This is a genomic window from Devosia sp. GW821-FHT12F11 (assembly GCF_058806655.1).
On sequence record NZ_JBXAPX010000004.1, the window covers coordinates 321497 to 346651 of the forward strand.

At 65.8% G+C, this 25155-nt stretch carries 23 protein-coding genes and 1 other RNA gene; 8 read left to right on the forward strand and 16 right to left on the reverse strand.

The window, feature by feature from the left end; genetic code table 11:
- The 6 genes from AC1ROK_RS14405 to AC1ROK_RS14430 form a co-directional block, all read right to left on the reverse strand.
- Entirely contained in the window at nucleotides 1-426 is a 426-nt protein-coding gene (locus AC1ROK_RS14405) for a hypothetical protein (RefSeq protein WP_492847993.1), read from the reverse strand.
- A gap of 374 nt (nucleotides 427-800) precedes the next feature.
- An RNA gene (gene rnpB, locus AC1ROK_RS14410) (RNase P RNA component class A) lies at nucleotides 801-1214 on the reverse strand.
- A gap of 60 nt (nucleotides 1215-1274) precedes the next feature.
- Nucleotides 1275-1973: a TerB family tellurite resistance protein gene (locus tag AC1ROK_RS14415; RefSeq protein ID WP_492847995.1), complete on the reverse strand. Its 699-nt coding sequence runs from the start codon at nucleotides 1971-1973 to the stop codon at nucleotides 1275-1277.
- Between the two features lie 123 nt (nucleotides 1974-2096).
- Nucleotides 2097-2852, reverse strand: coding sequence for a hypothetical protein (locus tag AC1ROK_RS14420; RefSeq protein ID WP_492847997.1), 756 nt, complete (start codon nucleotides 2850-2852; stop codon nucleotides 2097-2099).
- A gap of 160 nt (nucleotides 2853-3012) precedes the next feature.
- Nucleotides 3013-3912 (reverse strand): methylenetetrahydrofolate reductase [NAD(P)H], encoded by a 900-nt coding sequence (gene metF / locus AC1ROK_RS14425; protein ID WP_492847999.1) that lies wholly within the window; start codon nucleotides 3910-3912, stop codon nucleotides 3013-3015.
- Nucleotides 3909-4871, reverse strand: a complete 963-nt coding sequence (locus AC1ROK_RS14430; protein ID WP_492848001.1) for an ArsR/SmtB family transcription factor — start codon at nucleotides 4869-4871, stop codon at nucleotides 3909-3911. The genes metF and AC1ROK_RS14430 overlap by 4 nt, the downstream gene beginning before the upstream one ends.
- Before the next feature lie 68 nt (nucleotides 4872-4939).
- On the opposite strand from AC1ROK_RS14430, the gene AC1ROK_RS14435 reads away from it, so the two are divergent.
- Both AC1ROK_RS14435 and AC1ROK_RS14440 read left to right on the forward strand, forming a co-directional pair.
- On the forward strand, nucleotides 4940-6502 hold the full coding sequence (locus tag AC1ROK_RS14435; protein ID WP_492848003.1) for a tetratricopeptide repeat protein: 1563 nt from the start codon (nucleotides 4940-4942) through the stop codon (nucleotides 6500-6502).
- Between the two features lie 272 nt (nucleotides 6503-6774).
- Nucleotides 6775-7386: a hypothetical protein gene (locus AC1ROK_RS14440; RefSeq protein ID WP_492848005.1), complete on the forward strand. Its 612-nt coding sequence runs from the start codon at nucleotides 6775-6777 to the stop codon at nucleotides 7384-7386.
- Between the two features lie 66 nt (nucleotides 7387-7452).
- On the opposite strand, the gene AC1ROK_RS14445 is transcribed toward AC1ROK_RS14440, so the two are convergent.
- Nucleotides 7453-8583: a DUF2336 domain-containing protein gene (locus tag AC1ROK_RS14445; RefSeq protein ID WP_492848007.1), complete on the reverse strand. Its 1131-nt coding sequence runs from the start codon at nucleotides 8581-8583 to the stop codon at nucleotides 7453-7455.
- Nucleotides 8584-8971: 388 nt separating this feature from the next.
- Complete coding sequence (gene katG, locus AC1ROK_RS14450; RefSeq protein ID WP_492848009.1) at nucleotides 8972-11143, reverse strand: catalase/peroxidase HPI; 2172 nt, start codon at nucleotides 11141-11143, stop codon at nucleotides 8972-8974.
- Between the two features lie 177 nt (nucleotides 11144-11320).
- On the opposite strand from katG, the gene AC1ROK_RS14455 reads away from it, so the two are divergent.
- Nucleotides 11321-12214: a hydrogen peroxide-inducible genes activator gene (locus tag AC1ROK_RS14455; protein WP_492848010.1), complete on the forward strand. Its 894-nt coding sequence runs from the start codon at nucleotides 11321-11323 to the stop codon at nucleotides 12212-12214.
- Nucleotides 12215-12424: 210 nt separating this feature from the next.
- Here AC1ROK_RS14455 and AC1ROK_RS14460 read toward each other — a convergent pair whose 3' ends face one another.
- Nucleotides 12425-13006 carry an MOSC domain-containing protein gene (locus AC1ROK_RS14460; RefSeq protein ID WP_492848011.1) on the reverse strand — a complete coding sequence of 194 codons (582 nt, stop codon included), beginning with the start codon at nucleotides 13004-13006 and terminating at the stop codon, nucleotides 12425-12427.
- Nucleotides 13003-13911, reverse strand: a complete 909-nt coding sequence (rarD, locus tag AC1ROK_RS14465) for an EamA family transporter RarD (protein WP_492848013.1) — start codon at nucleotides 13909-13911, stop codon at nucleotides 13003-13005. The genes AC1ROK_RS14460 and rarD overlap by 4 nt, the downstream gene beginning before the upstream one ends.
- A 169-nt stretch (nucleotides 13912-14080) precedes the next feature.
- Between rarD and AC1ROK_RS14470 the strand changes: the two genes are divergently transcribed.
- Complete coding sequence (locus AC1ROK_RS14470; protein ID WP_492848015.1) at nucleotides 14081-14530, forward strand: host attachment protein; 450 nt, start codon at nucleotides 14081-14083, stop codon at nucleotides 14528-14530.
- Between the two features lie 246 nt (nucleotides 14531-14776).
- Here AC1ROK_RS14470 and AC1ROK_RS14475 read toward each other — a convergent pair whose 3' ends face one another.
- Nucleotides 14777-15289 (reverse strand): hypothetical protein, encoded by a 513-nt coding sequence (locus AC1ROK_RS14475; RefSeq protein WP_492848017.1) that lies wholly within the window; start codon nucleotides 15287-15289, stop codon nucleotides 14777-14779.
- A gap of 87 nt (nucleotides 15290-15376) precedes the next feature.
- On the reverse strand, nucleotides 15377-15799 hold the full coding sequence (locus AC1ROK_RS14480) for a rhodanese-like domain-containing protein (RefSeq protein WP_492848019.1): 423 nt from the start codon (nucleotides 15797-15799) through the stop codon (nucleotides 15377-15379).
- Nucleotides 15800-15942: 143 nt separating this feature from the next.
- Between AC1ROK_RS14480 and ftrA the strand changes: the two genes are divergently transcribed.
- Entirely contained in the window at nucleotides 15943-16914 is a 972-nt protein-coding gene (gene ftrA / locus AC1ROK_RS14485; RefSeq protein WP_492848021.1) for a transcriptional regulator FtrA, read from the forward strand.
- 238 nt (nucleotides 16915-17152) lie between these two features.
- Here ftrA and AC1ROK_RS14490 read toward each other — a convergent pair whose 3' ends face one another.
- The gene (locus AC1ROK_RS14490; protein ID WP_492848023.1) at nucleotides 17153-18001 is read right to left on the reverse strand and encodes an alpha/beta fold hydrolase; all 849 of its coding nucleotides are present in this window, start codon (nucleotides 17999-18001) and stop codon (nucleotides 17153-17155) included.
- Between the two features lie 119 nt (nucleotides 18002-18120).
- Here AC1ROK_RS14490 and AC1ROK_RS14495 point away from each other — a divergent pair, with 119 nt between their 5' ends.
- A complete protein-coding gene (locus AC1ROK_RS14495; protein WP_492848025.1) occupies nucleotides 18121-18528 on the forward strand; it encodes a VOC family protein in 408 nt (135 codons plus the stop codon).
- A 195-nt stretch (nucleotides 18529-18723) separates the two neighbouring features.
- Complete coding sequence (locus AC1ROK_RS14500; RefSeq protein WP_492848027.1) at nucleotides 18724-19185, forward strand: GNAT family N-acetyltransferase; 462 nt, start codon at nucleotides 18724-18726, stop codon at nucleotides 19183-19185.
- Nucleotides 19186-19216: 31 nt separating this feature from the next.
- Here the strand turns inward: AC1ROK_RS14500 and tam are convergent, their stop codons facing one another.
- Nucleotides 19217-19981 (reverse strand): trans-aconitate 2-methyltransferase, encoded by a 765-nt coding sequence (gene tam / locus AC1ROK_RS14505; protein WP_492848029.1) that lies wholly within the window; start codon nucleotides 19979-19981, stop codon nucleotides 19217-19219.
- A gap of 185 nt (nucleotides 19982-20166) precedes the next feature.
- On the opposite strand from tam, the gene argG reads away from it, so the two are divergent.
- The gene (argG, locus tag AC1ROK_RS14510) at nucleotides 20167-21504 is read left to right on the forward strand and encodes an argininosuccinate synthase (protein WP_492848031.1); all 1338 of its coding nucleotides are present in this window, start codon (nucleotides 20167-20169) and stop codon (nucleotides 21502-21504) included.
- A 142-nt stretch (nucleotides 21505-21646) separates the two neighbouring features.
- On the opposite strand, the gene ettA is transcribed toward argG, so the two are convergent.
- Both ettA and AC1ROK_RS14520 read right to left on the reverse strand, forming a co-directional pair.
- Entirely contained in the window at nucleotides 21647-23302 is a 1656-nt protein-coding gene (gene ettA, locus AC1ROK_RS14515; protein WP_492848033.1) for an energy-dependent translational throttle protein EttA, read from the reverse strand.
- A 78-nt stretch (nucleotides 23303-23380) separates the two neighbouring features.
- Nucleotides 23381-25144 carry an SLC13 family permease gene (locus tag AC1ROK_RS14520; protein WP_492848035.1) on the reverse strand — a complete coding sequence of 588 codons (1764 nt, stop codon included), beginning with the start codon at nucleotides 25142-25144 and terminating at the stop codon, nucleotides 23381-23383.
- Nucleotides 25145-25155: the final 11 nt, after the last annotated feature.

Here is a 25155-nt window from a genome sequence, read left to right on the forward strand (position 1 = left end):
TCAGCCGATCCGGTAGTAGACGAGCCGCGACGCCGCATCGACGACACCGGCCAGCATCAGCCCGAAGAACAGGACGTAGGCGGCCTCGGCCGGATTGGCGCTGAACGTGAGGGTGAACAAGCTGGCGACGCCGGCGATCGAAGCAATGACGTAGCCATTGCGCATGGCGCGCAGGCCCACCAGCTTGTCGCGTTCATCCGCCTTCTCGTCCCTGAACCCCTCGCGCCGCGCGATGGAGACGAGGATCGACATCACGATCATCGCCGCGATGGTGAACAGCACCCCGTAGAGGATCGCCCACAGCAGCCGGCCGGCCACGGCCGCGACCGTCGCCGACGGGTTGGCCAGCGCCTCGAAGATCACCCAGGCGCCGATCACCAGCGCCGCGATGATGTTCACCACGGCTTCCCATTCCTTGTAGCTCATCACGGCCTCCCAGCCTCGGTTCAATGTGCGAGGCATGTAAAGTGAGTGCGACATGGTGTCAAGTTTTTCATACACAATGTCGCAAATAGAGGACTTCATGGAACAGCGCTGTTAGCACCGACTTCTCCCACCCACGGTGTCACCCCGGCGAAGGCCGGGGCCCATCCTGAGATGCTGCGAGCGAGCTGCGGCGTTTGAGAGCCCCGTCGGCGGGCAAAGTGAGGCACGCGAGAGACGGGCCAGCGGTGATCCACTGAAAGCGCTCAGGATGGGCCCCGGCCTTCGCCGGGGTGACACCGTGGATAAGGTGGCCTTCGTGCCCTCTGACACTACCAGAAGTCACACGATCTGGGCCCCACGCGCCCCGGAAAGGAAATGCCAGTTGACCTATAAGCCGGGTTCTGTAGGGCCGGCGCCTCACGGCGCTGACGTGGTGACCATTCATCTTTGACCGGCATTACTGCCGGCCTTATGCAACCAACCCGGATGACAGGCCTCGAAAACCGGCTGGGGCAAAGGGCTTTCGCCCTATCCCCGTGTCATCCCTATTTGGTCTTGCTCCCGGTGGGGTTTGCCGTGCCGTCCCTGTTGCCAGGTCCGCGGTGCGCTCTTACCGCACCCTTTCATCCTTACCCGTGGGCAAGAACCGAAGTCCTTGGCACAGGCGGTTTGCTTTCTGTGGCACTTTCCCTGGGGTCGCCCCCGGCGGCCGTTAGCCGTCACCGTATTTCGATGGAGCCCGGACTTTCCTCTCCCACGGAAACAGGAGCGGCCACCCGGTCAACTGGCGAGGCGCATATGGGGGGTGCGGCAGGGTCCAGTCAAGCGCACAGTCAGGTTGCGCGCCGTCAGGCGGCGCGCTTCATGATCTGGTTGTAGGCGTTGTTGATCGCCGCCATGCGGGCGGTCGCCACATCGATCAGCTCCTCGGGCACGCCCTTGGCGATCAGCCGGTCCGGGTGGTGCTCGGCCACCAGCAGGCGGTAGACCCGCTTCACCTCGTCGCGCTCGGCCGTCGGCGCCAAGCCCAGCACGATATAGGGGTCGGCGCCCTTGTCGAACAGCACGTGCTGCGAGGTCAGTTGCTCGAACCGCGCATCGTCGAAGCCGAAAATGTCGCTGACGTTCTTGAGGTAATCGAGCTCGGCTTCGTGAATCATTCCGTCGGCCGAGGCGATGAAGAACAGGCTGTCGAGCACGTGCTCCAGCGTATCCGGGCTGTCGATGAAGAAGCGGCGCACCTTCTTGGCATAGGCTTCGTAGCCGGCCACATCCTGCTGGGCGAGCTTGAACAGCTTGTCGACCTGCTCTTCGATTCCCGGTGGAATCTCCACGGTGCGCTGGAAGGCGCGCAGTTCCGAGGCGGTCACCACGCCGTCCGACACCGCCATCTTGGCCGAGAGCGCAATCAGCGCCAGCGTGAACGCGGCGTCGCGGCCACCCGGCAGCCAGGTGTCGGGATCGAGGGCGTTGATGATCGAGCCCACCAGCCCCGTGCGTTCCGAAGGCGACCCAATGAAGGCACTAAGACGTTGCCAGACCGACATATGCCTCTCCGATCTCGGCGCACAATAGCCGCCGAACGGGAATTTCATAGCCATGAGACATGCGGCGGATTGCATCGTCGGCCCCTAGAGAAATCGGCCGCCTCGTGAGGCGGCCGCAGGAAATTAGAAAAAGAAGAAGTCGTCGTCCTGAACTGGCTTCTTCTTCTTGTTCGGTCCCTCATCGAGGAAGAACCCGTCGGGATCGTAGCCGTCTTCAGCCGAGGTCTGCGACAACAGGCCCTTGCGCTCGAGGTAGTCGGCGAGCGAACCGGAATCCCACTCCTCGAGCTGGTCGCCGGTGACGACCTCGTCGTCGCTCAGCGGAAACGGCTCGACAGCGGCGTTCTCCTGCTGGCGCACCTTGTTCTCGTCGACGATCAGCGGCTTCTCGGCCGCGGGCAGCGAAGCGACTGCCGTGGCCTTGGGCCGCGCATCACGCGGCAACGGCACCGGCGGGGTCTCTGTCGGGGCAACGGTGGCCACCTCAGTCGGCGCCTTGATCGGGGTGGTCGGCGAAATCGGCTTCAGCTTCACCGGAGCGGCCGGCTTGTCCGTCGTCGACGCGCTCGGCTTGGTCGGCGTGGCGCTGTCGCCGTCGGAAATATAAGAGGGCAACTTCTTGCCCTTCGACAGCAGCTTGTCGACCGGATCCTCGGTCGTCGTGGCGCTCGCCGTCTGGATCGGGTCGGTCGCGGCAGGCTTGGCCGCGGCAGGAACCTTCAACAGAGGCTTGGTGGCGCTGGCGTCAGACGTCGTCACGGCACTATTGGCCGCCCTGCTGTTCTGGTTGCCGACGACCATGTTCGCGGCGGGCACCGCGAGGATGACGACTAGACCGGCCCAAGCCAGTCCGCCCTTCACCTTGCCATCGAGTTTCATAGGCTGCTGTCCTTCAACTTACCCCCGTCCCCACTGCCCGACGGAAGCCAATTAACGTGGCCATTTTGTGGATGGCCGGGGCATCGCCCCACCATGGACGCTGCCTGACTCCACCTGAACGGACGCTGAACACGTTACCAGCAGCCCAGGCAATCAAGACTCAATCGGGTCTCTCTCCGAGCAGGCGCGCCAATGCCAGAACCAGGTTCGAGCGGTTCAGCGTATAGAAGTGGAACTCGGTAATCCCATTGTCGACCAGTTCCAAGACTTGTTCGGCGGCGACCGCCGATGCAACCAGCGCATGGGTCTCGGGGTCCTCCTCCAGCCCCTCGAACCGCTCTGCAACCCAACCGGGGATCGAGGCACCGCAGCGCGCCGCAAAGCCGGAGATCTGCTTGAACGAGTGGATCGGCTGGATGCCCGGCACGATCGGCGCGCTGATACCCGCCGCCCGCGCCCGCTCGACAAAGCGGAAATAGTCGTCGTTGTCGAAGAACATCTGCGTGATGGCGCGGGTGGCGCCGGCATCGAGCTTACGCTTCAGGTTGTCGATGTCCGCTTGCCAGCTCGGGCTCTGCGGATGCTTTTCGGGATAGGCCGCCACCGAGATGTCGAACTCGCCGATCTCCCGGATGCCGGCGACCAGGTCCGCGGCGTTCCGGTAGCCGTCGGGATGCGGGGTGAACGGCTTGCCGATGCCCTCGGCCGGGTCGCCGCGCAGTGCCACGATGCGGCTGATCCCCGCCTCCTGGTAGCCGCGCACCACCGCATCGACCTCATCCCGCGTCGCCCCGACGCAGGTGAGGTGCGCCGCCGCATCGACGCCGGTCTCGGCCTTCACCCGGCTCACCATCCTGAGCGTCCGTTCCCGCGTCGATCCGCCGGCGCCATAGGTGACCGAGACAAAGCGCGGGTGCAGCGGCGCGAGCTTATGGATCGACTCCCAGAACCGCTCCTCCATGACGTCGGTCTTGGGCGGGAAAAATTCGAACGAGACCTGGAATTTGGGCCGCTCGTCCGGGCGCATGCGGCTCGGGCGGTCGGTGTAGTCAGTACTCATATCGGGTTGTCCGTCTCGTCGGTGAGCCGCCAGAGGCACACGGTGAGCCCCTCGGTCGGATTGGTGGGTGGGAAGGATTTGAGTTCGCTGACCGAGAGATCGGCGGCGCGCGCCCAGCCGGCCATCTGCGCCTCGCTGAGCCCGAGCCGGCGATGCGCGTGGTGCGAGCGCAGGAACTCGAGCCCGTGCGGCGCGAAGTCGACGATCAGCATCTCGCCGCCCGGCTTCAGGGCCCGGCGCGCCTGCGCCAGCACCCGGCCCGGGTCGTCGAAATAGTGCAGCACCTGGTGGATCACGATCACGTCGGCCCGGCCGGCGCCGGCGTCGAGATCGGCAATATCGCCGAGCCGCACCTGGGCATGGCCGATCGAGCACGAGGCGAGCTTGGCCCGCGCCACCGCGATCATCTCACGGCTCGCATCGATGCCGATGCCGCGCCGGTAGTGCCCGGCGAGCAGCTCCAGCATCCTGCCGGTGCCGGTCCCCAGGTCGATCAGGGTGTCGACCACCCTGCCCTGCATCGCCTCGACGATGGCAGCTTCAACCGCCTCTTCGGGCACGTGCAGCGAGCGCAGCAGATCCCAGCTATCGGCAACCTTGGCGAAATAGGCCGCAGCCTGCTCGGCCTGGTTGAGCCGCACCGCCTCGAGCCGCTGCCGGTCGCGCAGCCGCTCGGCATCATCGGCCGACAGCCTGCCGATCAGCCAGCGCGCCAGATCGCCGCCTGGGCCATCCGGTGCGAGCCCGTAATAGGCCCAGGCACCTTCGGCGTTGCGGGTGATCAGCCCGGCATCGGCAAGCAGTTTGAGATGACGCGAAACCCGCGGCTGGCTCTGGCCGAGAATCTCGGTGAGGTCCTTGACCGACTGCTCGCCATCGGCCAGCAATGCCAGGAGCCGCAGCCGGGTGGTTTCCCCGGCCGCGCGCAGCACCCCAACCAAATCCGCCGTGTCGTTCATTCCGCCTCGCGAGATATAAAGATATCTTTATATCCCTTGCAACGCCAGGTCCAGCCCCATGGCGGAGCTTGACTCAATCGGCCGCCAAACGGCTCATTCACGCCATGGGAGAGCGCATCGCCTTCGGCCCCTACCTGTTCGACACCACCAGCGCGACCCTGCTGCGCGGAGACGATGTCGTTGCGCTCGGCGGCCGCGCCGCAGCCGTGCTCAAGGCCCTGCTCGAAGCCGATGGCGAGGTCGTTGCCAAATCGCAGCTGCTGGACCGGGCCTGGCCCGACACCATCGTCGAGGAAGGTAATCTCGCCGTTCAGGTCGCGACGTTGCGCAAGACCCTCGGCACCCGTCCCGACGGCGCCGAGTGGATCGGCAATGTGGCGCGTGTCGGCTACCGGCTGGTGCGCGAAACCGGCGGCGCCACATCCGGCATTCCCGCCATTGCGGTGCTGCCCTTCGCCAACCTGAGCGGCGACCGCGCCGAGGACTATTTCGTCGATGGTATCGTCGCCGAATTGATCGCGGCGCTGTCGCGCTTCAAGACCTTCGCGGTCATCGCTCGCAATTCTTCCTTTGCCTTCAGGGACCGCGCGGTGGACGTGCGCGACATAGCGCGCGCCCTTGGCGCCCGCTACCTGCTGGAGGGCAGTGTGCGCCTCGCCGGACCGCGTGTCCGGGTTACCGCGCAACTGATCGACGGCGCCTCGGGCGCACATCTGTGGGCCGAGAACTTCGACGGTGCGCGCGGCGATATCCTCGATTTCCAGGACAGCATCACCGAGGCGGTGATCGGCCTGATCGAGCCGCAGCTTCGCCGCGTTGAAATCGAGCGGGCCCGCCGCAAGCGGCCCGAAAACCTCGACGCCTACGACCTCTACCTGCAGGCGCTGCCCCTCATGCAGGGCGTCCGGATCGTGCAGCTCGAAGACTTCGACCGGGCGATCGAGTTGCTGGAGCGTGCCATTGCGCTCGACCCGGATTTCGCCCCTGCCCTGGCCCTCGCCGCCTGGGCGCACGAGATGCGGCTGACCCGCGGCGGCACTGCACCGCCAGGCGTCGATGACGCCGCGGAGGCGCTGCTGCTGTCGGCGCGCGGACTAGCCGCCGACAACAACGATCCCAATGTGGTGCTGGTCGCCGGCATCGTCCGCCTGACCATTTCTGGCGAGCATGCAACCGGGCTCGCTTTGATCCGGCGAGCCCAGGCGGCCAACCCCAACAGCCTGTTGATCGCCAATGTCGCTGGCTATGCCCACTTCTTCATGGGCGACTATGACGCAGCGATCGCCAGCCACGAGCGCTTCCTGCAGCTGTCGCCAGGCCTCGCCGAAACCTTCTGGAGTCTCAACGGCATCGCCCGCGCCCACCTCGCTGCCGGTCGGATCGAAGAGGCACTGGCCTGGGGGCTGCGCGGCCTCGAGGCCTCGGAAGGCGTCGACTTCTCCCACTGCATCGTCGCGGCCGCCTATGCGCACCTCGGCCGCATCGATGCGGCGCAGGCGCAACTTGCGCGCGCCCACGCCATTTGGCCGAACCTCACGATATCGAGCCTGCTCGGACGAACCGGCCAGCCGGACGGCCGCGACCGGGTACTGGTCGAGGGATTGCGTCTCGCCGGACTGCGGGAGGGCTAGGGCCTTTCTGCCGAGTTCGTCACCAGCAGCGCCTCACGCGGTGTCACCCGGCGAAGGCCGGGCCCCACCCTGAGATTTGGCGGCTACTGCGCAAGTTCCTCACCATCTCAGGTTGGGCCCGGCCTTCGCCGGGGGTGACACCGAGATGTGGGAACGTCCGGGCACCCCGGGACGTCCACGCACTGCATTTAAGAACTTTTTATCGCGCCCAAAGGACGGCGCGAGCGAACCTGAGGCACTCCTTGCCCTGCGGGGCGACAAGGAGACAAGAAATGTATGCCCTTCGACTGCTCGCCGGCGCCGCAACTGCGCTTTTCGGCCTGGCCCTGCCCGCACTCGCGGCCGACTATGACTACCGCACCAATGCCAACGGCGACCTGGTGCTGCGCCTCTCCGGCCCTATCACCCCGGTCGATGGCGGCATCTTCCTCGCCGAGGTCAATCGCAAGCAGCCGCGGATCGTTGAGCTTTCCGGCCCCGGCGGCGACCTGCTGAGCGCCGTGCGCATCGGCGTGATCATCCACGAGCGTTACATGTGGACGCGCGCCGTCGGCGAATGCCGCTCAGCCTGCGCCTATATCTGGATCGCCGGGCTGCACATGCAGGCCGACGAGGGCGCAAAGATCCTGAATCACCTGCCGGTGGCGCGCTATGGCGCCGGCCAGGGGATGCCCGATGCCGAGGGCACTGCGCTGTTCGGCTGGTACCTCGGCCGGCTTGAGCTCAGCGTCGAGATGATGGAGGCTTTCCTCGACAAGGCCACCGCAACCGGGACGGTCGCCAACCAGTATTTCGACATGCTGGAGTTCGCTCAGTACTGGAACGCTCCGGTGGAGATCGTTCCGCCTGAACCCGAATCCGTACTCGCCGAGCTCAAGCAATGACGGAACGAAAAGAGGGCGATCCGTTGCGGGATCGCCCTTGAGGAAGTTGGACAGAGTTCGGCGTATTCAGGCAGCGCCGACGACATCCTCGTTGGGAAGCCGGCGACGGAAGGCGTGGGTGCGCCAGAGCTCGAAGATACCGACTGCTTCGTCCTTGCTCAGCGCTTCGAAGCGCCGGCGGACATTCTGCAGGTCGGTCTGGCTCGGCAGATCTCGCCACGGCATCGAGGCGATCATCGCCTCGAACAGGTCGGGCTGGATGCCCAAGGCGCGGAGCGCCACGGTGATCGCCACGTAATCCTGCATGGCGAGCCACTTGACGAAAACTTCCGGGCCGACGCGCAGCAGCATGGTGAGCGCCGCAGCGGTGTGATGGCCGTAACCAAACCGGGCGAAGCGGATCAGGGCGCGCTCGTCGAGCTGTTTCCGATCCGAAAGCGCCTTCACCTGGTTGTAGGCGACCTTCCACTCCTGGCTGGAGAAGCCGGCGCGGTTGCGCATGCGGTTGTAGACCACCGCCTGCACTTTGCCGACGGTGACCGGATCGACGCGCGGATCGATGCGCGACATGGTCTCGCGGACCCGGTCGCCGACCGCTTCGATCTTGCCGCCGAGACTCTTCCAGTCGAGATCCTCGCGGCCCCTGAGGTCAGCGGCGATCGCCGCATCCGACGCGGCACGCTCGGCCAGGCGCTCCAGCGCCTGCTGGCCGATCTCGGCATTGGCATTGCGCACCAGCTTGATCACCGAGGCGGTCTCGCCGTGCTCGACGATGGCTTCGCCCACCCGCTCCGGAACCTGCGTGCGGCCGGCAATGGCGACACGATGCGCTTCGGTCTGGTTGGCGATGATCTCGATCAGGTCGTCGTCGCTCAGCACATTGGAGAATTCGAGCAGCGGCTGCGCTACCTCGATCTCGTCATTGGCGAGCTTGACCACCACGTTGCCCGGCGCGCGGTCGAGCGGAGCGAGGAGCTTGGCCACATGGGCCCGCGCCTCGGATTCAACCAATTCGGCCAGCTGGCACAACACCTCGTCGTACTGCGCGACCTGCTCGTCATCGCAGCGATCCGACACGTAGGAGTAGAGCTGGGCCATGTTTCGGAACAGCTGATCGCGTTCCACGATGTTGGAGTCACCGTTGAGGACCCTGAACGTCGAGAACGCTCGGGTGGTGCCTTCTTCCATCTCAGTCATGTCACTTCCCTCCGGCTTCTGCCGTACCGGAGCAATTTGGCTCGCCAGTTAAGTGCGCGCGCTGAAGGTAAGAGCGGAAATTTGATACAAATTGCAGGGAGTTTGGTGAGGTGTCGTTGACCACCGGCCTCTCGGCCATCTCCCCCCTTTGCAGAAATGAGCCAGACGGAGGTGCGTCGGAGGCAGTCGCTCGCCAACCCAACGCATGTCACCTCTGCGAACGCAGGGACCCCGCGGCGAGGGCTCCTGCCCTCGTCCGCTCGCGGCCCGTGACAGCCGATGGTTGGGTCCCAGCTTTCGCTGGGATGACACCGGTAATTGGGGAGGGTCAGGGCCCCTACCCTTCTGGATGGGAAGCCATCGCTGTGATGGCTTCCCTCTTGCGACCTCAGGCCAGATCAAACCGATCGGCGTTCATCACCTTGACCCAGGCGGCGACGAAATCCTTCGCGAACTTCTCGCTCGCATCGGACTGGCCGTAGACTTCGGCAATCGCCCGCAGCTGCGAGTGCGAGCCGAAGATCAGATCGACGCGCGTGGCGGTCCATTTGGGTTCGCCGGTGACGCGATCGACGCCCTGGTAGACGCTGTGATCCTCGGACGCCGGCCGCCACTTCGTCCCCATATCGAGCAGGTTGACGAAGAAGTCGTTGCTCAGTGTTTCCGGCCGGTTGGTCAGCACACCATGCTGCGGCTGGCCCGCCCTAAGGGCGCGGAGCCCGCCCACCAGCACGGTCATTTCCGGCGCGGTGAGGCCCAGCAGCTGGGCGCGATCGACCAGGTTTTCCTCGGGCGACAGCCGCTGGCGACCGTTCGAATAGTTGCGGAACCCATCGGTGGTCGGCTCGAGCGGCGCGAACGAGGCCGCATCGGTCTGTTCGGCCGTCGCATCGGCGCGCCCCGGGGTGAACGGCACCGTGAGATCGAGCCCGGCATCCTTGGCCGCCTTCTCGATCCCAACCGAGCCGGCGAGGACAATCAGGTCTGCCAGCGACACCGGCTTGCCGAACTCCGACTGGATCGCTTCGAGATGACCCAGCACCTTGCCGAGCTGTTCGGGCTGGTTGACCGCCCAATCCTTCTGCGGCGCGAGCCGGATGCGGGCGCCATTGGCGCCGCCGCGCATGTCCGAACCGCGATAGGTCGAGGCCGAGGCCCAGGCCGTGCTCACCAGCTCAGAGACGGTGAGGCCGGTCGCGAGGATCTTCGCCTTCAGCGCCGCGATGTCGGCATCGTCGACCAGCGGATGCGTAACCGCCGGGATCGGGTCCTGCCAGATCAGATCTTCCGCCGGCACTTCCGGGCCGAGGTAGCGGACCTTCGGACCCATGTCGCGGTGCGTCAGCTTGAACCAGGCGCGGGCGAAGGCGTCGGCGAACTGATCCGGGTTCTCGAAGAACCGGCGCGAGATCTTCTCGTAGATCGGGTCGACGCGCAGCGCCAGGTCGGAGGTCAGCATCGACGGGGCGTGCCGCTTTTCCGGGTTATGCGCGTCCGGCACCGAGTTGGCGCCCATGCCATGCTTGGGCGTCCACTGGTGCGCGCCGGCCGGACTCTTGGTCAGTTCCCACTCGTAGCCGAACAGGTTCCAGAAGAAGTTGTTGCTCCATTTGGTCGGGGTAGAGGTCCAGGTGACTTCGAGCCCGGAGCCGATGGCGTCGCCACCCTTGCCGGTGCCGAAGCTGCTGACCCAGCCGAGCCCCTGCTCTTCGATCCCCGCCGCTTCCGGCTCGACGCCGACGAGCTTGGCGTCACCCGCGCCATGGGTTTTGCCGAAGGTGTGGCCGCCGGCGATCAGCGCCACCGTTTCTTCGTCGTTCATCGCCATGCGGGCAAAGGTGTCGCGGATATCGCGCGCCGAAGCGAGCGGATCCGGATTGCCGGCCGGCCCCTCGGGATTGACGTAGATGAGACCCATCTGCACCGCGGCCAGCGGGCTTTCGAGATCACGCTCACCGCCATAGCGCTCCTCGTCGGAGAGCCACTGGCCTTCCTTTCCCCAGTAGATATCGAGCTCGGGCTCCCAGGTGTCGGCACGGCCGCCGCCGAAGCCGAAGGTCTTGAAGCCCATCGATTCCAGCGCGACGTTGCCGGTGAGGATCATCAGGTCGGCCCAGGAGATGGCTGAGCCGTATTTCTGCTTGATCGGCCAGAGCAGGCGCCGCGCCTTGTCGAGGTTGACGTTGTCGGGCCAGCTGTTGAGTGGCGCGAAACGCTGCTGCCCGCCGCCACCACCACCGCGGCCATCGGCGGTGCGATAGGTGCCGGCGCTGTGCCAGGCCATGCGGATGAACAGCGGACCGTAGTGGCCGAAATCGGCCGGCCACCAATCCTGCGAATCGGTCATCAACGCGGTGAGATCGGCCTTCAGCGCCTTGAGGTCGAGCTTGTTGAACGCCTGGGCGTAGTCGAATGCAGGGCCCATCGGGTTGGACAGCGCCGTGTGCTGGTGCAGCACCGACAGGTCCAGCTGGTTCGGCCACCAGTCACGATTGCTGCGGCCCGCGCTGCCATGCGGCACCGGGCACTTGCCCGCACCACCTTCGTTCGCTGCGTCCATGGTCGTCTCCGTCCGTCTCGAGTTGTTCGTTGCGATAGGGCTTCCGGGTGACGCGACGGTGACCGCGCGCTTTGTCGCGATGAGTTCCCGCACCACACTTTGGAATGGTTCCATTGTGCCTCGGGCCAGGTACATAATGCCAATTGATTGCGCTTCTGGCTGTGATAACTCAAAGTTATGATCACTCTCCGACAGCTGCAATATGCCGTCGCGCTGGCGGAAACCGGCCATTTCGGCCGCGCCGCCGAGCGTAACCATGTCACCCAGCCTGGCCTGAGCCAGCAGATCCGGCAGCTCGAAGCCCTGTGTGGCGGTCCCCTGTTCGACCGGCTGGGCAAGTCAGTGCGACTCACCCCGCTCGGCCGCGAGTTCATCGAGCGGGCTCGGCCGATTCTCGAGCAGACGGAGGGGCTGCTGTCCTTCGTCGGCGGCCAGCGCGGCAACCCGGCGCGGCCGTTGCGCCTGGGCGTCATCCCCACCGTGGCGCCCTACCTGCTGCCGCACGTGTTCCCGGCGCTGCAGCGCGACCTGCCTGATCTGGGCTTCACCGTCTCAGAGAGCCGCACCGACGCGCTGGTCGATGGCCTCGCCGACGGCAGCCTCGACCTCGCGCTGATCGCCAGCGAGCCGAAGGCCGGCGGCCCACGCCTCGCTACCGCCCCGCTGTTCGCCGACGAGTTCGTGCTGGCCACCGGCTCGGGCGACAACGCAGAAGATCCGGTGCCGTTGGCGGCGATCGACGGCGACCGGATGCTGCTGCTCGACGAGGGGCATTGCTTCCGTGATCAGGCGATTGCTGCCTGCGCCCTCGATCCGGACGTGGCCAGACGCACCTTCGCCGCCACCTCGCTCTCGACCATCGTCGAGTTCGTCGCCAACGGCCAGGGCATCACGCTGCTGCCTGAGATCGCACTGAAGAAGGAAGCCACCGGCGACCGTATCCGCATCCACCGGCTGCAATCACCCGGCGCGCGCCGCCTGCTGTCACTGGTCTGGCGCGAGGCAACGCCGTTCGGCGCCGTGTTCGAGCAGGTGGCGGAAACGATCCGGCGGGCACGGCCGAAGGTGTAGGGAGGGCGTCCCGAGTGGTGATTGTCGGGATAGTGGTTGGGCTCGATCCTGCACCACTCACCGGCCGTCATCCCAGCGAAAGCTGGGACCCAACTCGCAGCCCGTGCCAGAGGATAGATGGGTCCCAGCTTTCGCTGGGATGACACCGAGTTTGGAGCACGTGCAGCGCGTCAGCTCACCCTGCGCCAGCACATCATCGTGCATAGGGCCCTACCCCGGATAGGCCGCCTGCCGCCAGGTCCGCACCTTCACCGCATCGCCGGCCCGGATCGCGCCCTCGCGTTCGACCCAGCCGACCAGCCCGCGCTTGCCCATCGCTGCCTTGACGAAGCCGAACTCCAGATCCGCCCTGCCCTCATGCTGCGCCGCGATGGTCTTGCCGGTCTTGCGGCACGGGTCGTTGTCGCCGTCGATGCGGATGGTGGCGCCGGAGGGGAACAGCATCAGGCTGCGCGGCGGCAGCTGCGTCAGATGCGGGATGCCGGAGAGAACCAGGTTGGCGCCGACCCATTGCCCGAGAATCTGCGGCAGGTCGAGCGTCGCTGCGACCTCAGCCAGTTCCTCGGCGCTGAGGATCGAGAGCTGCCGCTCGTTGCGCATCGGCGTGCCGCGCGGATACCACGGCTCACGTGCTCCACTAGGCCGCACCAGCCCCTCGTGCCGATCGCCGACAACGCCGGCATAGGTCAACATCAGCTCCGGGCGCGCCGTCGATTCGACTGCTGCCGCCTCGACGACGAACGTGCCGTCGACCCGGCCGCTCAGCGTCAGCGCCGGCATCGCCTCCGTCATGCCATTGCCCGCCGGCGGCGCACCACGGAATCCGCCGTGTAGACCACCAGCGACACCCAGATCAGCGCGAAGCTGCCCAGCCGCACCGCATTGAGGTGCTCGCCGAACAGCGTGATGGCGAGGAGGAAGGTGATCGACGGGGCAATATATTGCAGCATGCCGACGGTGGTCATCTTCAGGCGCTGTACAGCGTAAGCAAACAGCAGCAGGGGCAGCACCGTCGCCGGTCCGGTCAGCGCCAGCAGCAGCAGCGAGTGAGGATCGCCGTGCCAGCCGATGCCGCCGTCGCGCACGAACGTGTAACCCAGATATGCCAGGGCGATCGGCGCCAGCACGGTGGTTTCGACGAACAGGCCGGGGGCAGAACCGACTTTGGCGGTCTTCCGTAGATATCCATAGACCGCGAAGGTCAGCGCCAGGCTGAGCGCCACATAAGGGATGCCGCCGATGGCGACCGCCTGGATGCCGATGGCCACTGCCGCAATGGTGATGGACACCATCTGCCAGCGGTTGAGCCGCTCGCCGAGCAGCAGCACGCCGGTCGCCACATTCACCAGCGGCAGGATGAAGTAACCGAAGCTCGCCTCGAGCACCTGCCCGGTCTCGACCGCATAAACGTAGATCAGCCAGTTACCGCCCAGGATCAGCGCCGCCAGTGCCATGGAGGTCACGGTACGCGGGTCGCGCAGCGCCGCCCGCACCTCGGCCATCCGCCCGCCGAGGATCATGATGATACCCAGCACCAGGAGCGACCACAGCGTCCGGTTGGCGACCACCGTCGCTGCGCCGACATGATGCAGCAGGTTGAACAACAGCGGCAGGAAGCCCCACAGCACATAGGTTGCGACGCCTGCGGCAAGGCCGCTTTCGCTGCCTTGAGTGTCAGTGCTGGTGACGGACGCCAATGCGTGTCCTTCCCGGCCGGAGGCGGCCGTCTGAGAGCCGCCTTCTAGCAGTGCCCCGGTTCCCGAACAAATCAGAGTTTGTGATTGCCAGGACAACCCAACTTGATGGTGATCAAACCAATCGCCACGTCCTGCGTTAGCCTTCTCGTACCCACCAAAGGAGCACGCCATGAAAGCCAAGGTCACCTGGATCCTCATCGCCGATGGAGCGACGGCCAAGGTGTTCGAACACACTGGCCCCGGCAAGGGACTGCAGGCCGTGGACGACCTGATGTTCGAGCAGACGCCGCTCAAGGCCGGCGAGATCATGGCGGATCGACCCGGGCGGAGCTTCTCATCGGTCGGCCATGGTCGCAGCGCCATGGAGCCATCGTCTGACCCAGTGGCAGTGCGCGAGCGGCGCTTCGTCGAGAATGTCGCCGAAGAGCTCGAGCGCAAGCACCAGCAGCATGCCTTCGACCAGTTGATCGTCGCTGCTGCGCCGACGGCATTGGGCGACCTGCGCCCGGTGTTCAGCAAGGGACTGCGCGACAGCATCGTCGCCGAGCTGCCCAAGGACCTGACCAACTTGCCGACCGCCCAGCTCGGTCAGCACTTCGATGGCCTCTTGGCTATCTGAAACCGGAGCGTTCTTACTATGGTATGGGCTCTGTCGCCGGTGTTCCCCCACCCACGGTGTCACCCCGGCGAAGGCCGGGGCCCATCCTGAGGTCGTGCGGTTACGAGGACGAGCCCAGGCATCTCAGGATGGGTCCCGGCCTTCGCCGGGACGACACCGAGTTTGGGGCGTGTCTGGTGACAACCTCACCGTTCGAAAGCGCGACCGCGTAGTAGCCAAAGGGCGGCCCATGAGCCGCCCTTTCGCTTATTCGGTAAACTGCACCGTCGCCAGCATCTGCCCGGCGCGGAACGCCGTGGACGTGCCGCCTTCGGGGGCGCTCCAGTAGACGAACTGGCTCGAGCCGAAGCCCGGCTGGACATAGTAGAAATTCTGGAACAGCAGCGCCCCGTCGGGGATCTGCACCTGGTACTCGATGACGTTCCAGGCCTTGCCGCCGATATTCTCCAGCCGCTCGCCGACGATCGTGACGTTCTCGGGCTTGGCATCGAGCGCCGCCGCTGCCGCGTTGCTGAGGATCGCCTCACGATACTTCGCGACCGGCCAGGCAGCATTCTCACTGATCACCGCGAAGCCCATCGTCTCGTCGCTGGAGAAATAAAGAAACTCCTGGTCGCCGGACGGTGTCTGCGTCGCCCAGCCGGTAGTATCGACACATGCATTGAGCTTCACCTTGGTGCTGGTGATGGTTTCGCACGCCAGCGCCGGCGTGATGAGCACCACCGCCGACACGATGGCGCCAAGGAGTATCCGGTTCATTCTTCGAGCCCTTTCAAGCATTCGTTCGGGCCGGAGCTTGTCGTCGGAGTCGCGCGGCTGGCAAGCTCATTTGGGCGGTCGTGGAACTTATTCTGCCGCCTGCCGGATAACCGCCTCGCCTGTCGCCAGCACGAAACCCTCGTCCAGCCACCCGGTGACACCGCCGATCATCAGCTTGACCGGAAGCCCGAGTTGCGCAAGCCGCAGCGCTCCCTTGTCGGCACCGTTGCAATGCGGCCCGGCGCAGTAGGTGACGAACAGCGTCCCTTGCGGCCACTCCGCCATCTTGCGCGCCGTGATCTTGCCGTGCGGCAGGCTGATCGCCCCGGGCACGTGCCCCTCGGCATATAGCGTCGGGCTCCGCACATCGAGCAGAACGAAATCCGCGACGTCGCGGCTCAAGGCGTCGTGAACGTCCCAGCAATCGGTCTCAAAACCGAGCTTGCGGGAAAAGTGCTGCAGCGCCTCCGCGGGCGCAGCGGCTGGAACGAGGGCAACGTTACTCGGCATTTTGGCCTCCTTGAAACGAGCTGCAGGCTTCTCGCTTCGAAGCGCGATCGAGCGAGGCCTGCTTTGGAATGGCGAGAACTTGCCGGAAGGCGGCGCGATCGGCGAGTGGCGGGAATGCCAATATGCGGTAAGATACCGCCATCATGGATAAGCCCAACCGTCACGTCGCCATCCTCGCCTACGATCAGCTCTGCATGTTCGAGTTCGGCATCGCCGTCGAAGTCTTCGGCCTCGCGCGGCCGGAGTTCGCGCATCTCGACTGGTACACACACGAGATCGTCGGCATCGAGCCCGGCCCCTATCGCGCCGGTGGCGGCATCAGTGTCGAAGCCAACCACGACCTCGGCCGGCTCGAACAGGCCGGGCTGATCGTGGTGCCGGGCTGGCGCGGCGCCATGACCCCGGTGCCGGAGCCGCTGATCTCGGCGCTTTGCGCCGCCCACGCCCGCGGCGCCCGTATCGCCACGCTCTGCTCTGGGGTGTTCGTCCCCGCCCGATCCGGGCTGCTGGAGGGGCGGCGCGCCACCACCCACTGGCGCTACGCCGACATCCTCCGCTCGGAGTTTCCCTCGATCGAGGTTCTGCCCGATATCCTCTATTCCGAGGACGGAAACCTCCTCACAGCGGCCGGTTCAGCCGCCGGCATCGATCTCTGTCTTCACATCGTCCGCCAGGATTTCGGCGCCGAGGTCGCCAACACCGTGGCGCGCCGGCTGGTGCTGCCGGCGCATCGCGACGGCGGTCAGGCACAGTTCGTCGCGCGGCCGGTGGCGAGAGAACGCCGCGGCCGCATCGGCCCGCTGCTCGATGCGCTGCGCCAGCGCCTGAACGAGGATTGGAGCATTGCCCGGATGGCTGAGCTGGCAAGGCTTTCCGAGCGCACCTTGATTCGTCACTTCAACGACGCGACCGGGTTGAGCCCGCTCACCTGGCTGATCGCCGAACGGGTCGAGCGCAGCAAGGAACTACTGGAAACCACGGATTTCGGCCTCGACGCCATCGCCGAAGCCAGTGGCTTCCGCAGCCAGGAAACGCTGCGCCATCACTTCCGCAATCGAACCGGTGTCAGCCCGAGCGCGTTCAGACGCAGCTTCCGGCGAGTGGCGGCGGAGTAACGCCCTTCGAGTCGTTGATACCCATCGGCTCGCTCGGTGGCCGCCAACCCCTCACCCATCTCGGCCTTACGGCCGATCCACCCTCTCCCCGACGGGGAGAGGAGTGGTGCCCATCACCGGTGTCGCAGGATTCTTCTCCCCGTCGGGGAGAAGGTGGCGCGTAGCGCCGGATGAGGGGTAAGCCACGATGCTCGCACAACGAGCGGCGGCGGTTCGAAAGCGCGAGCCAGCGTGGCCGTCAGTCCTCGCTCTCGTCCCCGTCGTCCTCGCCCTGCCCGGTCACCGCTTCGAGGAACTCGAACAGGATCGGGTCGAACAGGTCGGGCCGCTCGAGGCTGGGGAAATGCGCCGTGTCCTCGAGCACCACCGCAAAGGCGTTCTCCAGTTCCTCGCTGAGGTCCTCGTGGATCGCGACAACGTCCGAGCAATCGAGCTCGCCCACCACCAGCAGCGTCGGCGCGGTGATCACCGACAGGTTGTGGAACGCCGGCTCCGGCCGTTCCTCCTGGGTCAGCGGCGCATGGTTGAGGTGGATCTCGTTCATCGCGAGGAACAGGTCACGCACCGGTCCGGTCACCCGCCCCGCTTCGCCATACGGCCCATCGAGCCACTGATGCGCCTGGATGCGGTTGGCGGTGCTGATATTGCCGCGCTCTCTCGCGTATTCGAACGCCTCTTCGAGCTGCTCGACTTCCTCGTCGACCTCATAACCCTCGGCGCCGGTCACCCCGGTGCCCATCAGCGCCAGCGCGATCGTCCGGTTCGGATGCTCCAGCGCGAAATCGACAGCCAGCGCACCGCCCATCGACGAACCCACCAGGATCGCCGCGTGGACGCTCAGCCGGTCGAGCACCGTCTCGAGATCCACCAGGTGGTTGAACGGCACATCGGCCGTCTCGGTCTCGCCATAGCCACGCCGGTCATAGCTGATGACGTGATAGCCCTCGGCCGCCAGCTGACGCATCTGCTCGGCCCACATGCGCCGGTCGGTGACGCCGGAGTGGAGGAACACCACCGGAATGCCGAAGCCGGCAGCCTCGCCGCGGATCAGCGCACCATCGAAGTCGATTTCAAAGGGAGAGGTCATGGCAGGCACCTCGAAAGGAAAGCGCGGCACTTAGCACCACTGCTGCGCTTAGGCCAGACCGCGAGCTAGCCTGAAATTGGCTGAGCCGTTAGGCTCGGCTCCTGCACTGGGGGTCTATCATGCTGAACCTGCGCCTGCATCACGTCTCCATCGTTGTCCGCGACCTCGACCGCTCGCTGGCCTTCTATCGCGACATCCTCGGCCTGCACCCTTTGCCCCGGCCGGATTTCCCGGTGCGCGGTGCATGGCTGTCCTGCGGCGACCGGCAGGTTCATCTCGTCGTCCACGACGGACAGACGTTTCGCGACAGCGATAGCGTCGACAACAATGACGGGCACTTCGCGCTCAACACCGACGACTTCGACGCTGTCGTCAGCGTGCTGGCCGCGAGCGGGTTCAGCGAGCATGCCGCGGACGGTGATCCGCGCCGTCTCCTCGTCAAAAGAACCGGCGCGGCAGGTTTTGCGCAGCTATACGTGCTCGATCCCGACCGCAACATCGTCGAGATCAACGCGGCGCCGTCGTAAGGCCGATTGCTGCCATGCGCCCAGGCTGCTAGTCACCAGCAAGCTCAGAGGAGAATGCCTTTGACCACGCTTCCCATCCCCGCCGCGCGGCAGGATGGCCGTAGCTGAACGTGTTCGCTGACGCCTGATTTCCGTCGCTCGGCTCGTGCCGCGCCAGCTTGCTGGCGCCACCCCATCTCATTGCCGAGAACCAACATGCTGATCGAAGCAACTGCTTCCGACTTCGCCGCCCTCATTGAAGGCCGCGGCCCCCGAAACCTGCGCCTTGTCGCCGACATCGCCCCGCCGGAGGTGCTGGCCATGCTGGGCGACCTTGCTGCCACCATACGCGCGAGTTTTGCGCCTGCCGCCTGGCTGGTGGTCGAAGACGACACCGTCGTCGGCCTCCTCTCGCTGATCCGCCCCCCGGACGAGGACGCCGTCACCATCGGCTACGGCATCGCTCCGGCCAGCCAGGGCCGCGGCATTGCCACCCGCGCCGTGACCGACCTGCTCGCCTGGGCCAGGGCCGACCCGCGCGTCGGCACTGTCGTGGCCGAGACCGCGCTCGATAATCTCGCCTCCCAGAAGGTGCTCACCGCCAACGGCTTTGTCCGCGCCGGCGAGCGCGTCGACCCGGAAGACGGCCCGGTGATCGTCTGGCGCAGGAGCCCCTGAGCCGCTTCAGGGGGCGGCCTCCGTGCCGCCCCTACTTCACCGCCACGATAAACAGCCGCGGGAAGCGTAGCAGCACCTTGCCATCGACCGCCCTCGGATAGGCCTCGGCGATCAGCTCGAGGTAGCGGGCGAGGAACGCCTCGCGCTCGGCTGGCTCCAGCGGATCGATGAAGGGGCGGAGGCCGGTGGCCTTGACCCACTCGACGATCGCCTCGGGACCGTCGAGCAGGTGGTTGTAGTTGGTGTGCCACATATCGAGGCGGCGCGCAGTGGGACGGAGGGCGTCGTAGTAGACGCGGACCGGCAGCAGCGGCGCCCGGGCTGCCTGCTTCAAGCGCTCGCTCCACGGGCCATCGGCGGCCAGTTGCCGCATCAGTTGGTGCGAGGGCTCAGCCACATTGTCGGGCATCTGCACCGCCAGCACACCGCCCTCCGGTTGGGCGGCTGCGACGCGGGTCAGCGACACCAGATGCTTGGGCACCCACTGGTAGATGGCGTTGGCGAAAACGAGGTCGGTCTCCGGCTCCGGCACCCAGGTGTTCGCATCGGCCTCGTCGAACCTCGCTTGCGGCACGCGCTGCCGCGCCTCGGCCAGCATGTTGGGCGAACTGTCGAGCCCGATCACCTGCGCATCAGGAAACCGCTCCACCAGCAGCTCGGTCGAGTTGCCCGGCCCGCACCCCATATCGACCACCCGTGCCGGCGCCACCAATGGCACCTGCGCCAGCAGGTCCCGCGCCGGTCGCGTCCGCTCGTCCTCGAACCTCAGGTAAGTGGAAGGCGACCAGTCAGCCATGGCGTACACCCCGTATTGTTTGCCCGGACTTCTCGATCCCAGCGTTGCCGCCGTCAAGTCGCACGTCCGCAACGCCCAGCCGGCGGCAGAATCGATGCAGCCCGCTCCTATGCGAGCGATGCGAAATTTGTTATTCGCCGCGACAGTTGCGTCCTAGCCAACCTTTCGAGCCGACTGGAGCCCCCATGACCACGATCCTGAAGAGCCTGCCCAAGGGGGAAAAAGTCGGCATCGCCTTCTCCGGCGGCCTCGACACCAGTGCCGCCCTGCTGTGGATGAAGCAGAAGGGTGCCAAGGTCTATGCCTACACCGCCAATCTCGGCCAGCCCGACGAGGCCGACTATGACGAGATCCCGCGCAAGGCCATGGATTTCGGCGCTGAGAACGCGCGCCTCGTCGATTGCCGCACCCAACTCGTGCACGAAGGCATCGCCGCCATCCAGTCCGGCGCCTTCCACATCTCGACCGGTGGCATCACCTACTTCAACACCACGCCGCTCGGGCGCGCCGTCACCGGCACCATGCTGGTCTCGGCCATGCAGGAGGACGGGGTCAACGTCTGGGGCGACGGCTCGACCTTCAAGGGCAACGATATCGAGCGCTTCTACCGCTACGGCTTGCTGACCAACCCGAACCTGCGCATCTACAAGCCCTGGCTCGACCAGCAGTTCATCGACGAGCTGGGTGGCCGCTCCGAGATGTCGGCCTTCCTCACCGCGCACGGCTTCGCCTACAAGATGAGCGCCGAGAAGGCCTACTCCACCGACAGCAACATCCTCGGCGCCACCCATGAGGCCAAGGACCTCGAGAGCCTCGACAGCGGCATCAAGATCGTCAGCCCGATCATGGGCGTGCCGTTCTGGCGCGACGACGTGAACGTTCCGGCCGAGAAGGTGGTGGTGCGCTTCGCCGAGGGACAGCCGGTCGCGCTGAACGGCCAGACCTTCGCCGATCCCGTCGCCCTCTTCCTCGAAGCCAACGCCATCGGCGGCCGCCACGGCCTCGGCATGAGCGACCAGATCGAGAACCGTATCATCGAAGCCAAGAGCCGCGGCATCTACGAGGCGCCGGGCATGGCGCTGCTGCACATTGCCTACGAGCGCCTGGTCACCGGCATCCACAACGAGGATACCATCGAGCAGTACCGCATCAGCGGCATGCGTCTCGGGCGCCTGCTCTACCAGGGCCGCTGGTTCGACTCGCAGGCCCTGATGCTGCGCGAGACGGCGCAGCGCTGGGTGGCCAACGCCATCACCGGCGAGGTGACGCTCGAACTGCGCCGCGGCAACGACTACTCGATCCTCAACACCGAAAGCCCGAACCTGACCTATGCGCCGGAGCGGCTGAGCATGGAAAAGGTCGAGGACGCGCCGTTCACGCCTGCCGACCGCATCGGCCAGCTCACCATGCGCAACCTCGACATCGCCGACACCCGCGCCAAGCTGGATCTCTACGCCAAGACAGGGCTGATCTCGCTGGGCGAAGGCGGGGACATGCTTCGGCTCGAGGGCGAGAAGGACTGACCCGGCTGGGCCAGGATGTCGGGTAGCCGCAGTCCGCCGCTCTGCCTCGCGGACGAGAAGCCGATCCCCTGCCCCAGCGACCAGCCCACAAAGCAAAAGGGCGGCGTCACCGACGCCGCCCTTTTTGTAACTACAGCGAGGCTTACCGCGTCAGCTTCTTGTACGTGACCCGGTGGTTGTTCACCGAGTCCGCGCCGAGGCGGCGGATCTTGTCCTGCTCGTAATCCTGGAAGTTGCCTTCGAACCACTCGAAGTGGCTGTCGCCTTCATAGGCCAGCATGTGGGTCGCGAGGCGGTCAAGGAACATGCGATCGTGGCTGATGATCACGGCGCAGCCGGCGAATTCTTCCAGCGCCTCTTCGAGCGCCGCGAGGGTTTCGGTGTCGAGGTCGTTGGTCGGCTCGTCGAGCAGCAGTACGTTGGCGCCGGACTTCAGCATCTTGGCGAGGTGCACACGGTTGCGCTGGCCGCCTGAGAGATTACCCACCTTCTGCTGCTGGTCGGCGCCCTTGAAGTTGAACGCCGAGGTATAGGCGCGCGAGTTCATCTCGCGCTTGCCCAGCATCAGGATTTCGTTGCCACCCGAGATCTCCTCCCACACCGTCTTGTTCGGTGCGAGGGTGTCGCGGCTCTGGTCGACATAACCGAGGTTGACGTTGTCGGCGACGGTGATTTCGCCCGTATCCGGTTTCTCCTGCCCGGTGATCATCCGGAACAGCGTCGACTTGCCGACGCCGTTCGGGCCGATGACGCCGACAATGCCGCCCGGCGGCAGCTTGAAGGTCAGGTTGTCGATCAGTACCCGGTCGCCGTAGGACTTGGTGACCCCGTTGATGTCGATGACGTTCTGGCCTAGCCGTTCGCCCGGCGGGATGATGATCTGCGCCGTCGACGACTGGGTGCGGGCCTCGTTGACCTTCACCAACTCGTCATAAGCCCGGATACGCGCCTTCGATTTGGCCATGCGGGCCTGCGGGCTCTGGCCCATCCATTCGCGTTCGCGCTCCAGCACCTTGGCGCGGGCGGCGTCTTCCGACTGCTCCTGGGCGAAGCGCTTCGACTTGGCGTTGAGGTAGGCTGAGTAGTTGCCCTCATAGGGCACGCCGCGGCCGCGATCGAGCTCGAGAATCCAGCCGGTGACATTGTCGAGGAAGTAGCGATCGTGGGTGATGATCAGCACCGCGCCGGGGAATTCGCGCAGGTGGTTTTCGAGCCACGCCGTGGTCTCAGCATCGAGATGGTTGGTCGGTTCGTCCAGCAGCAGCAGGTCGGGCTTCGACAAGAGGAGAGCACAAAGCGCCACACGCCGCTTCTCGCCGCCCGAGAGATTGTTGACGTCGGCATCGCCCGGCGGGCAGCCCAGCGCCTCCATGGCGACTTCGACCTGGCTGTCGAGATCCCAGAGGTTCTGGCTATCGATGATGTCCTGCAGCTTCGTCGCCTCGTCGGCGGTCTCGTCGGAGTAGTTCATCATCAGCTCGTTGTAGCGATCGATGACGTCCTTCTTCTCCTTGACGCCGGTCATGACGTTGCCCTTGACGTCGAGCGCCGGATCGAGCTGCGGCTCCTGCGCCAGGTAGCCCACCTTGGCGCCGTCGGCCACCCAGGCCTCCCCGGTGAACTCGGTATCGATGCCGGCCATGATGCGGAGCAGCGTCGACTTACCCGAGCCGTTCGGACCCAGCACGCCGATCTTGGCGTCGGGGTAGAAACTCAGGTGAATGTTGTCGAGCACCTTCTTGCCGCTGGCATAGGCCTTGGACATTCCGTGCATGTGATAGATGAACTGGCGCGCCATAAGGGCACTGCTCCCGCCGCTAAACCTTGAGATCGAGCGCCGTATGTAGGGGAACCCGCCGCCCGGGGCAACACCACCTCAGGCTAACGGCCAGACCAGCTGCAAGAGAGGCACCGCTATGACGATGACGAGGATCGAGAGCGGTAAGCCGAGCCGCCAGTAATCTCCGAAGCGGTAGCCGCCCGGCCCCATCACCAGGGTGTTGCACTGGTGCCCGATCGGCGTCAGGAAGTCGCAGCCGGCGCCGATGGCGACGGCCATCAGGAACGCCTCCGGCCTGAGCCCCAGATCGGTGGCAAAGGTCGCGGCGATCGGCGCCATCACCAGCACCGTCGCGGCGTTGTTGAGGAACGGCGTCACCGCCATCGCCGCGACGAGGATCACCGCCAGTGCCCCGATTGGCGGCAGCCCCACCGACACCTGCCCCAGCCACGCCGCGATCAGGTCGGTCGCGCCGGTCTCACGCAGAGAGTCGCTCACCGGGATCAGCGCTGCCAGCATGATCAGGATCGGCCCGTCGAGCTGGCGGTAGATATCGCGCAGCGGCAGTGCCCCGCTGGCGACGATCAGCACGGCCGCGGCGAAGAAGGCGATCGGCACCGGCGCCCAGCCCAACGCCGTCGCCAGCATCGCAACGCCGAGAATGCCGATCGGCAGCAGCCGGTTGCGGACGCTCCCAAGTTGCAGGTTACGCTCCGCCAGCGGTAGTGCGTCGAGATCGCGCAGTTGTTCACCCATCTGCGCCCGGCTGCCGCGCAACAGCACCACGTCGCCCTCCTCCAGCTGGATCTGCCCCAGCCGCTCGGAGAATCGCCGCTCACGCCGGCTGACCGCCAACAGGTTGAGACCGGTCCGCTCGAACAGCGCAAAGTCGCGCGCTGTGGTGCCTTCGAGCGGCGAGTTGGGGCCGATGATCGCTTCGATGGTGACCAGATCGAGGCCCGGCGCGTGGGTGCGATCGGAGAGCGACAACCCACCCCGCTCGATCATCCGATCCAGCGCCTCGGGCTCGCCCTCGACAAGCACCCGGTCGCCTTCGCGCAACACCGCATCGGGGAACGGCGTGCGCCGACCGCCTTTCGCCGAGACGATGGCAGTCACCATCGCCTTGCCGCCCGACATCTTGTGCAGGTCGCTGACGGTCTTCTCCAGCGCCGCGGAGTTGGCGCTTACCGTAGCCTCGGTGGTGTAGTTCTTGATCTCGATCGCCTCGCCCACCGCCAGCCCCTCGCGCTTCCGCTCCGGAAGCAGCCAGTAGAAGAAGGCGAGGAAGATCACCCCGGCGACGGCGAGCGCCAACCCGACCGGAGTGAAGTCGAACATTTGGAAACTCGTCCCGGTCAGGTCCTCGCGGACCCGCGACACGATGATGTTGGGCGAGGTGCCGATCTGCGTCATCAGCCCGCCGAGCAGCGCAGCAAACGACATTGGCATCAGGAAGCGCGAGGGCGAAACGCCCGAGCGCCGCGCCATCTGGAAGGCGATCGGAATCATGATCGCCAGCGCCCCGATATTCTTGACGAAGGCCGACAGCACAGCCACCACCATCACGAGGATCAGGAGTTGCATGCGCGGGGCCGAGACGTTCGGGGCGACACGCGCCAGGGCAATGTCCATGATGCCGGAGCGCGACACCGCCGCGCTCACCACCAGCGCGCTGCCCACGATAATGACAATGTCATCCGAGAGGCCCGAGAACGCCTTGTCCGCCGGCACGACGCCGACGAGAACCGCAACCAGCAAAGCCAGCGCCGCCACAAGATCGTAGCGCAGCCTGCCCCAAACGAACGCCACCATCATCAGGCCGACCACGGCAAAGGACAGCATCTGCGGCAATGTCATGCGGTCGGGCC

Coding starts and splice junctions, on each gene's coding strand:
- AC1ROK_RS14405 (WP_492847993.1), bottom strand. CDS start 426: ATGAGCTACAAGGAATGGGAAGCCGTGGTGAACATCATCGCGGCGCTG.
- AC1ROK_RS14415 (WP_492847995.1), bottom strand. CDS start 1,973: ATGTCGGTCTGGCAACGTCTTAGTGCCTTCATTGGGTCGCCTTCGGAA.
- AC1ROK_RS14420 (WP_492847997.1), bottom strand. CDS start 2,852: ATGAAACTCGATGGCAAGGTGAAGGGCGGACTGGCTTGGGCCGGTCTA.
- metF (WP_492847999.1), bottom strand. CDS start 3,912: ATGAGTACTGACTACACCGACCGCCCGAGCCGCATGCGCCCGGACGAG.
- AC1ROK_RS14430 (WP_492848001.1), bottom strand. CDS start 4,871: ATGAACGACACGGCGGATTTGGTTGGGGTGCTGCGCGCGGCCGGGGAA.
- AC1ROK_RS14440 (WP_492848005.1), top strand. CDS start 6,775: ATGTATGCCCTTCGACTGCTCGCCGGCGCCGCAACTGCGCTTTTCGGC.
- AC1ROK_RS14445 (WP_492848007.1), bottom strand. CDS start 8,583: ATGACTGAGATGGAAGAAGGCACCACCCGAGCGTTCTCGACGTTCAGG.
- katG (WP_492848009.1), bottom strand. CDS start 11,143: ATGGACGCAGCGAACGAAGGTGGTGCGGGCAAGTGCCCGGTGCCGCAT.
- AC1ROK_RS14455 (WP_492848010.1), top strand. CDS start 11,321: ATGATCACTCTCCGACAGCTGCAATATGCCGTCGCGCTGGCGGAAACC.
- AC1ROK_RS14460 (WP_492848011.1), bottom strand. CDS start 13,006: ATGACGGAGGCGATGCCGGCGCTGACGCTGAGCGGCCGGGTCGACGGC.
- AC1ROK_RS14470 (WP_492848015.1), top strand. CDS start 14,081: ATGAAAGCCAAGGTCACCTGGATCCTCATCGCCGATGGAGCGACGGCC.
- AC1ROK_RS14475 (WP_492848017.1), bottom strand. CDS start 15,289: ATGAACCGGATACTCCTTGGCGCCATCGTGTCGGCGGTGGTGCTCATC.
- AC1ROK_RS14480 (WP_492848019.1), bottom strand. CDS start 15,799: ATGCCGAGTAACGTTGCCCTCGTTCCAGCCGCTGCGCCCGCGGAGGCG.
- ftrA (WP_492848021.1), top strand. CDS start 15,943: ATGGATAAGCCCAACCGTCACGTCGCCATCCTCGCCTACGATCAGCTC.
- AC1ROK_RS14490 (WP_492848023.1), bottom strand. CDS start 18,001: ATGACCTCTCCCTTTGAAATCGACTTCGATGGTGCGCTGATCCGCGGC.
- AC1ROK_RS14495 (WP_492848025.1), top strand. CDS start 18,121: ATGCTGAACCTGCGCCTGCATCACGTCTCCATCGTTGTCCGCGACCTC.
- AC1ROK_RS14500 (WP_492848027.1), top strand. CDS start 18,724: ATGCTGATCGAAGCAACTGCTTCCGACTTCGCCGCCCTCATTGAAGGC.
- tam (WP_492848029.1), bottom strand. CDS start 19,981: ATGGCTGACTGGTCGCCTTCCACTTACCTGAGGTTCGAGGACGAGCGG.
- argG (WP_492848031.1), top strand. CDS start 20,167: ATGACCACGATCCTGAAGAGCCTGCCCAAGGGGGAAAAAGTCGGCATC.
- ettA (WP_492848033.1), bottom strand. CDS start 23,302: ATGGCGCGCCAGTTCATCTATCACATGCACGGAATGTCCAAGGCCTAT.
- AC1ROK_RS14520 (WP_492848035.1), bottom strand. CDS start 25,144: ATGACATTGCCGCAGATGCTGTCCTTTGCCGTGGTCGGCCTGATGATG.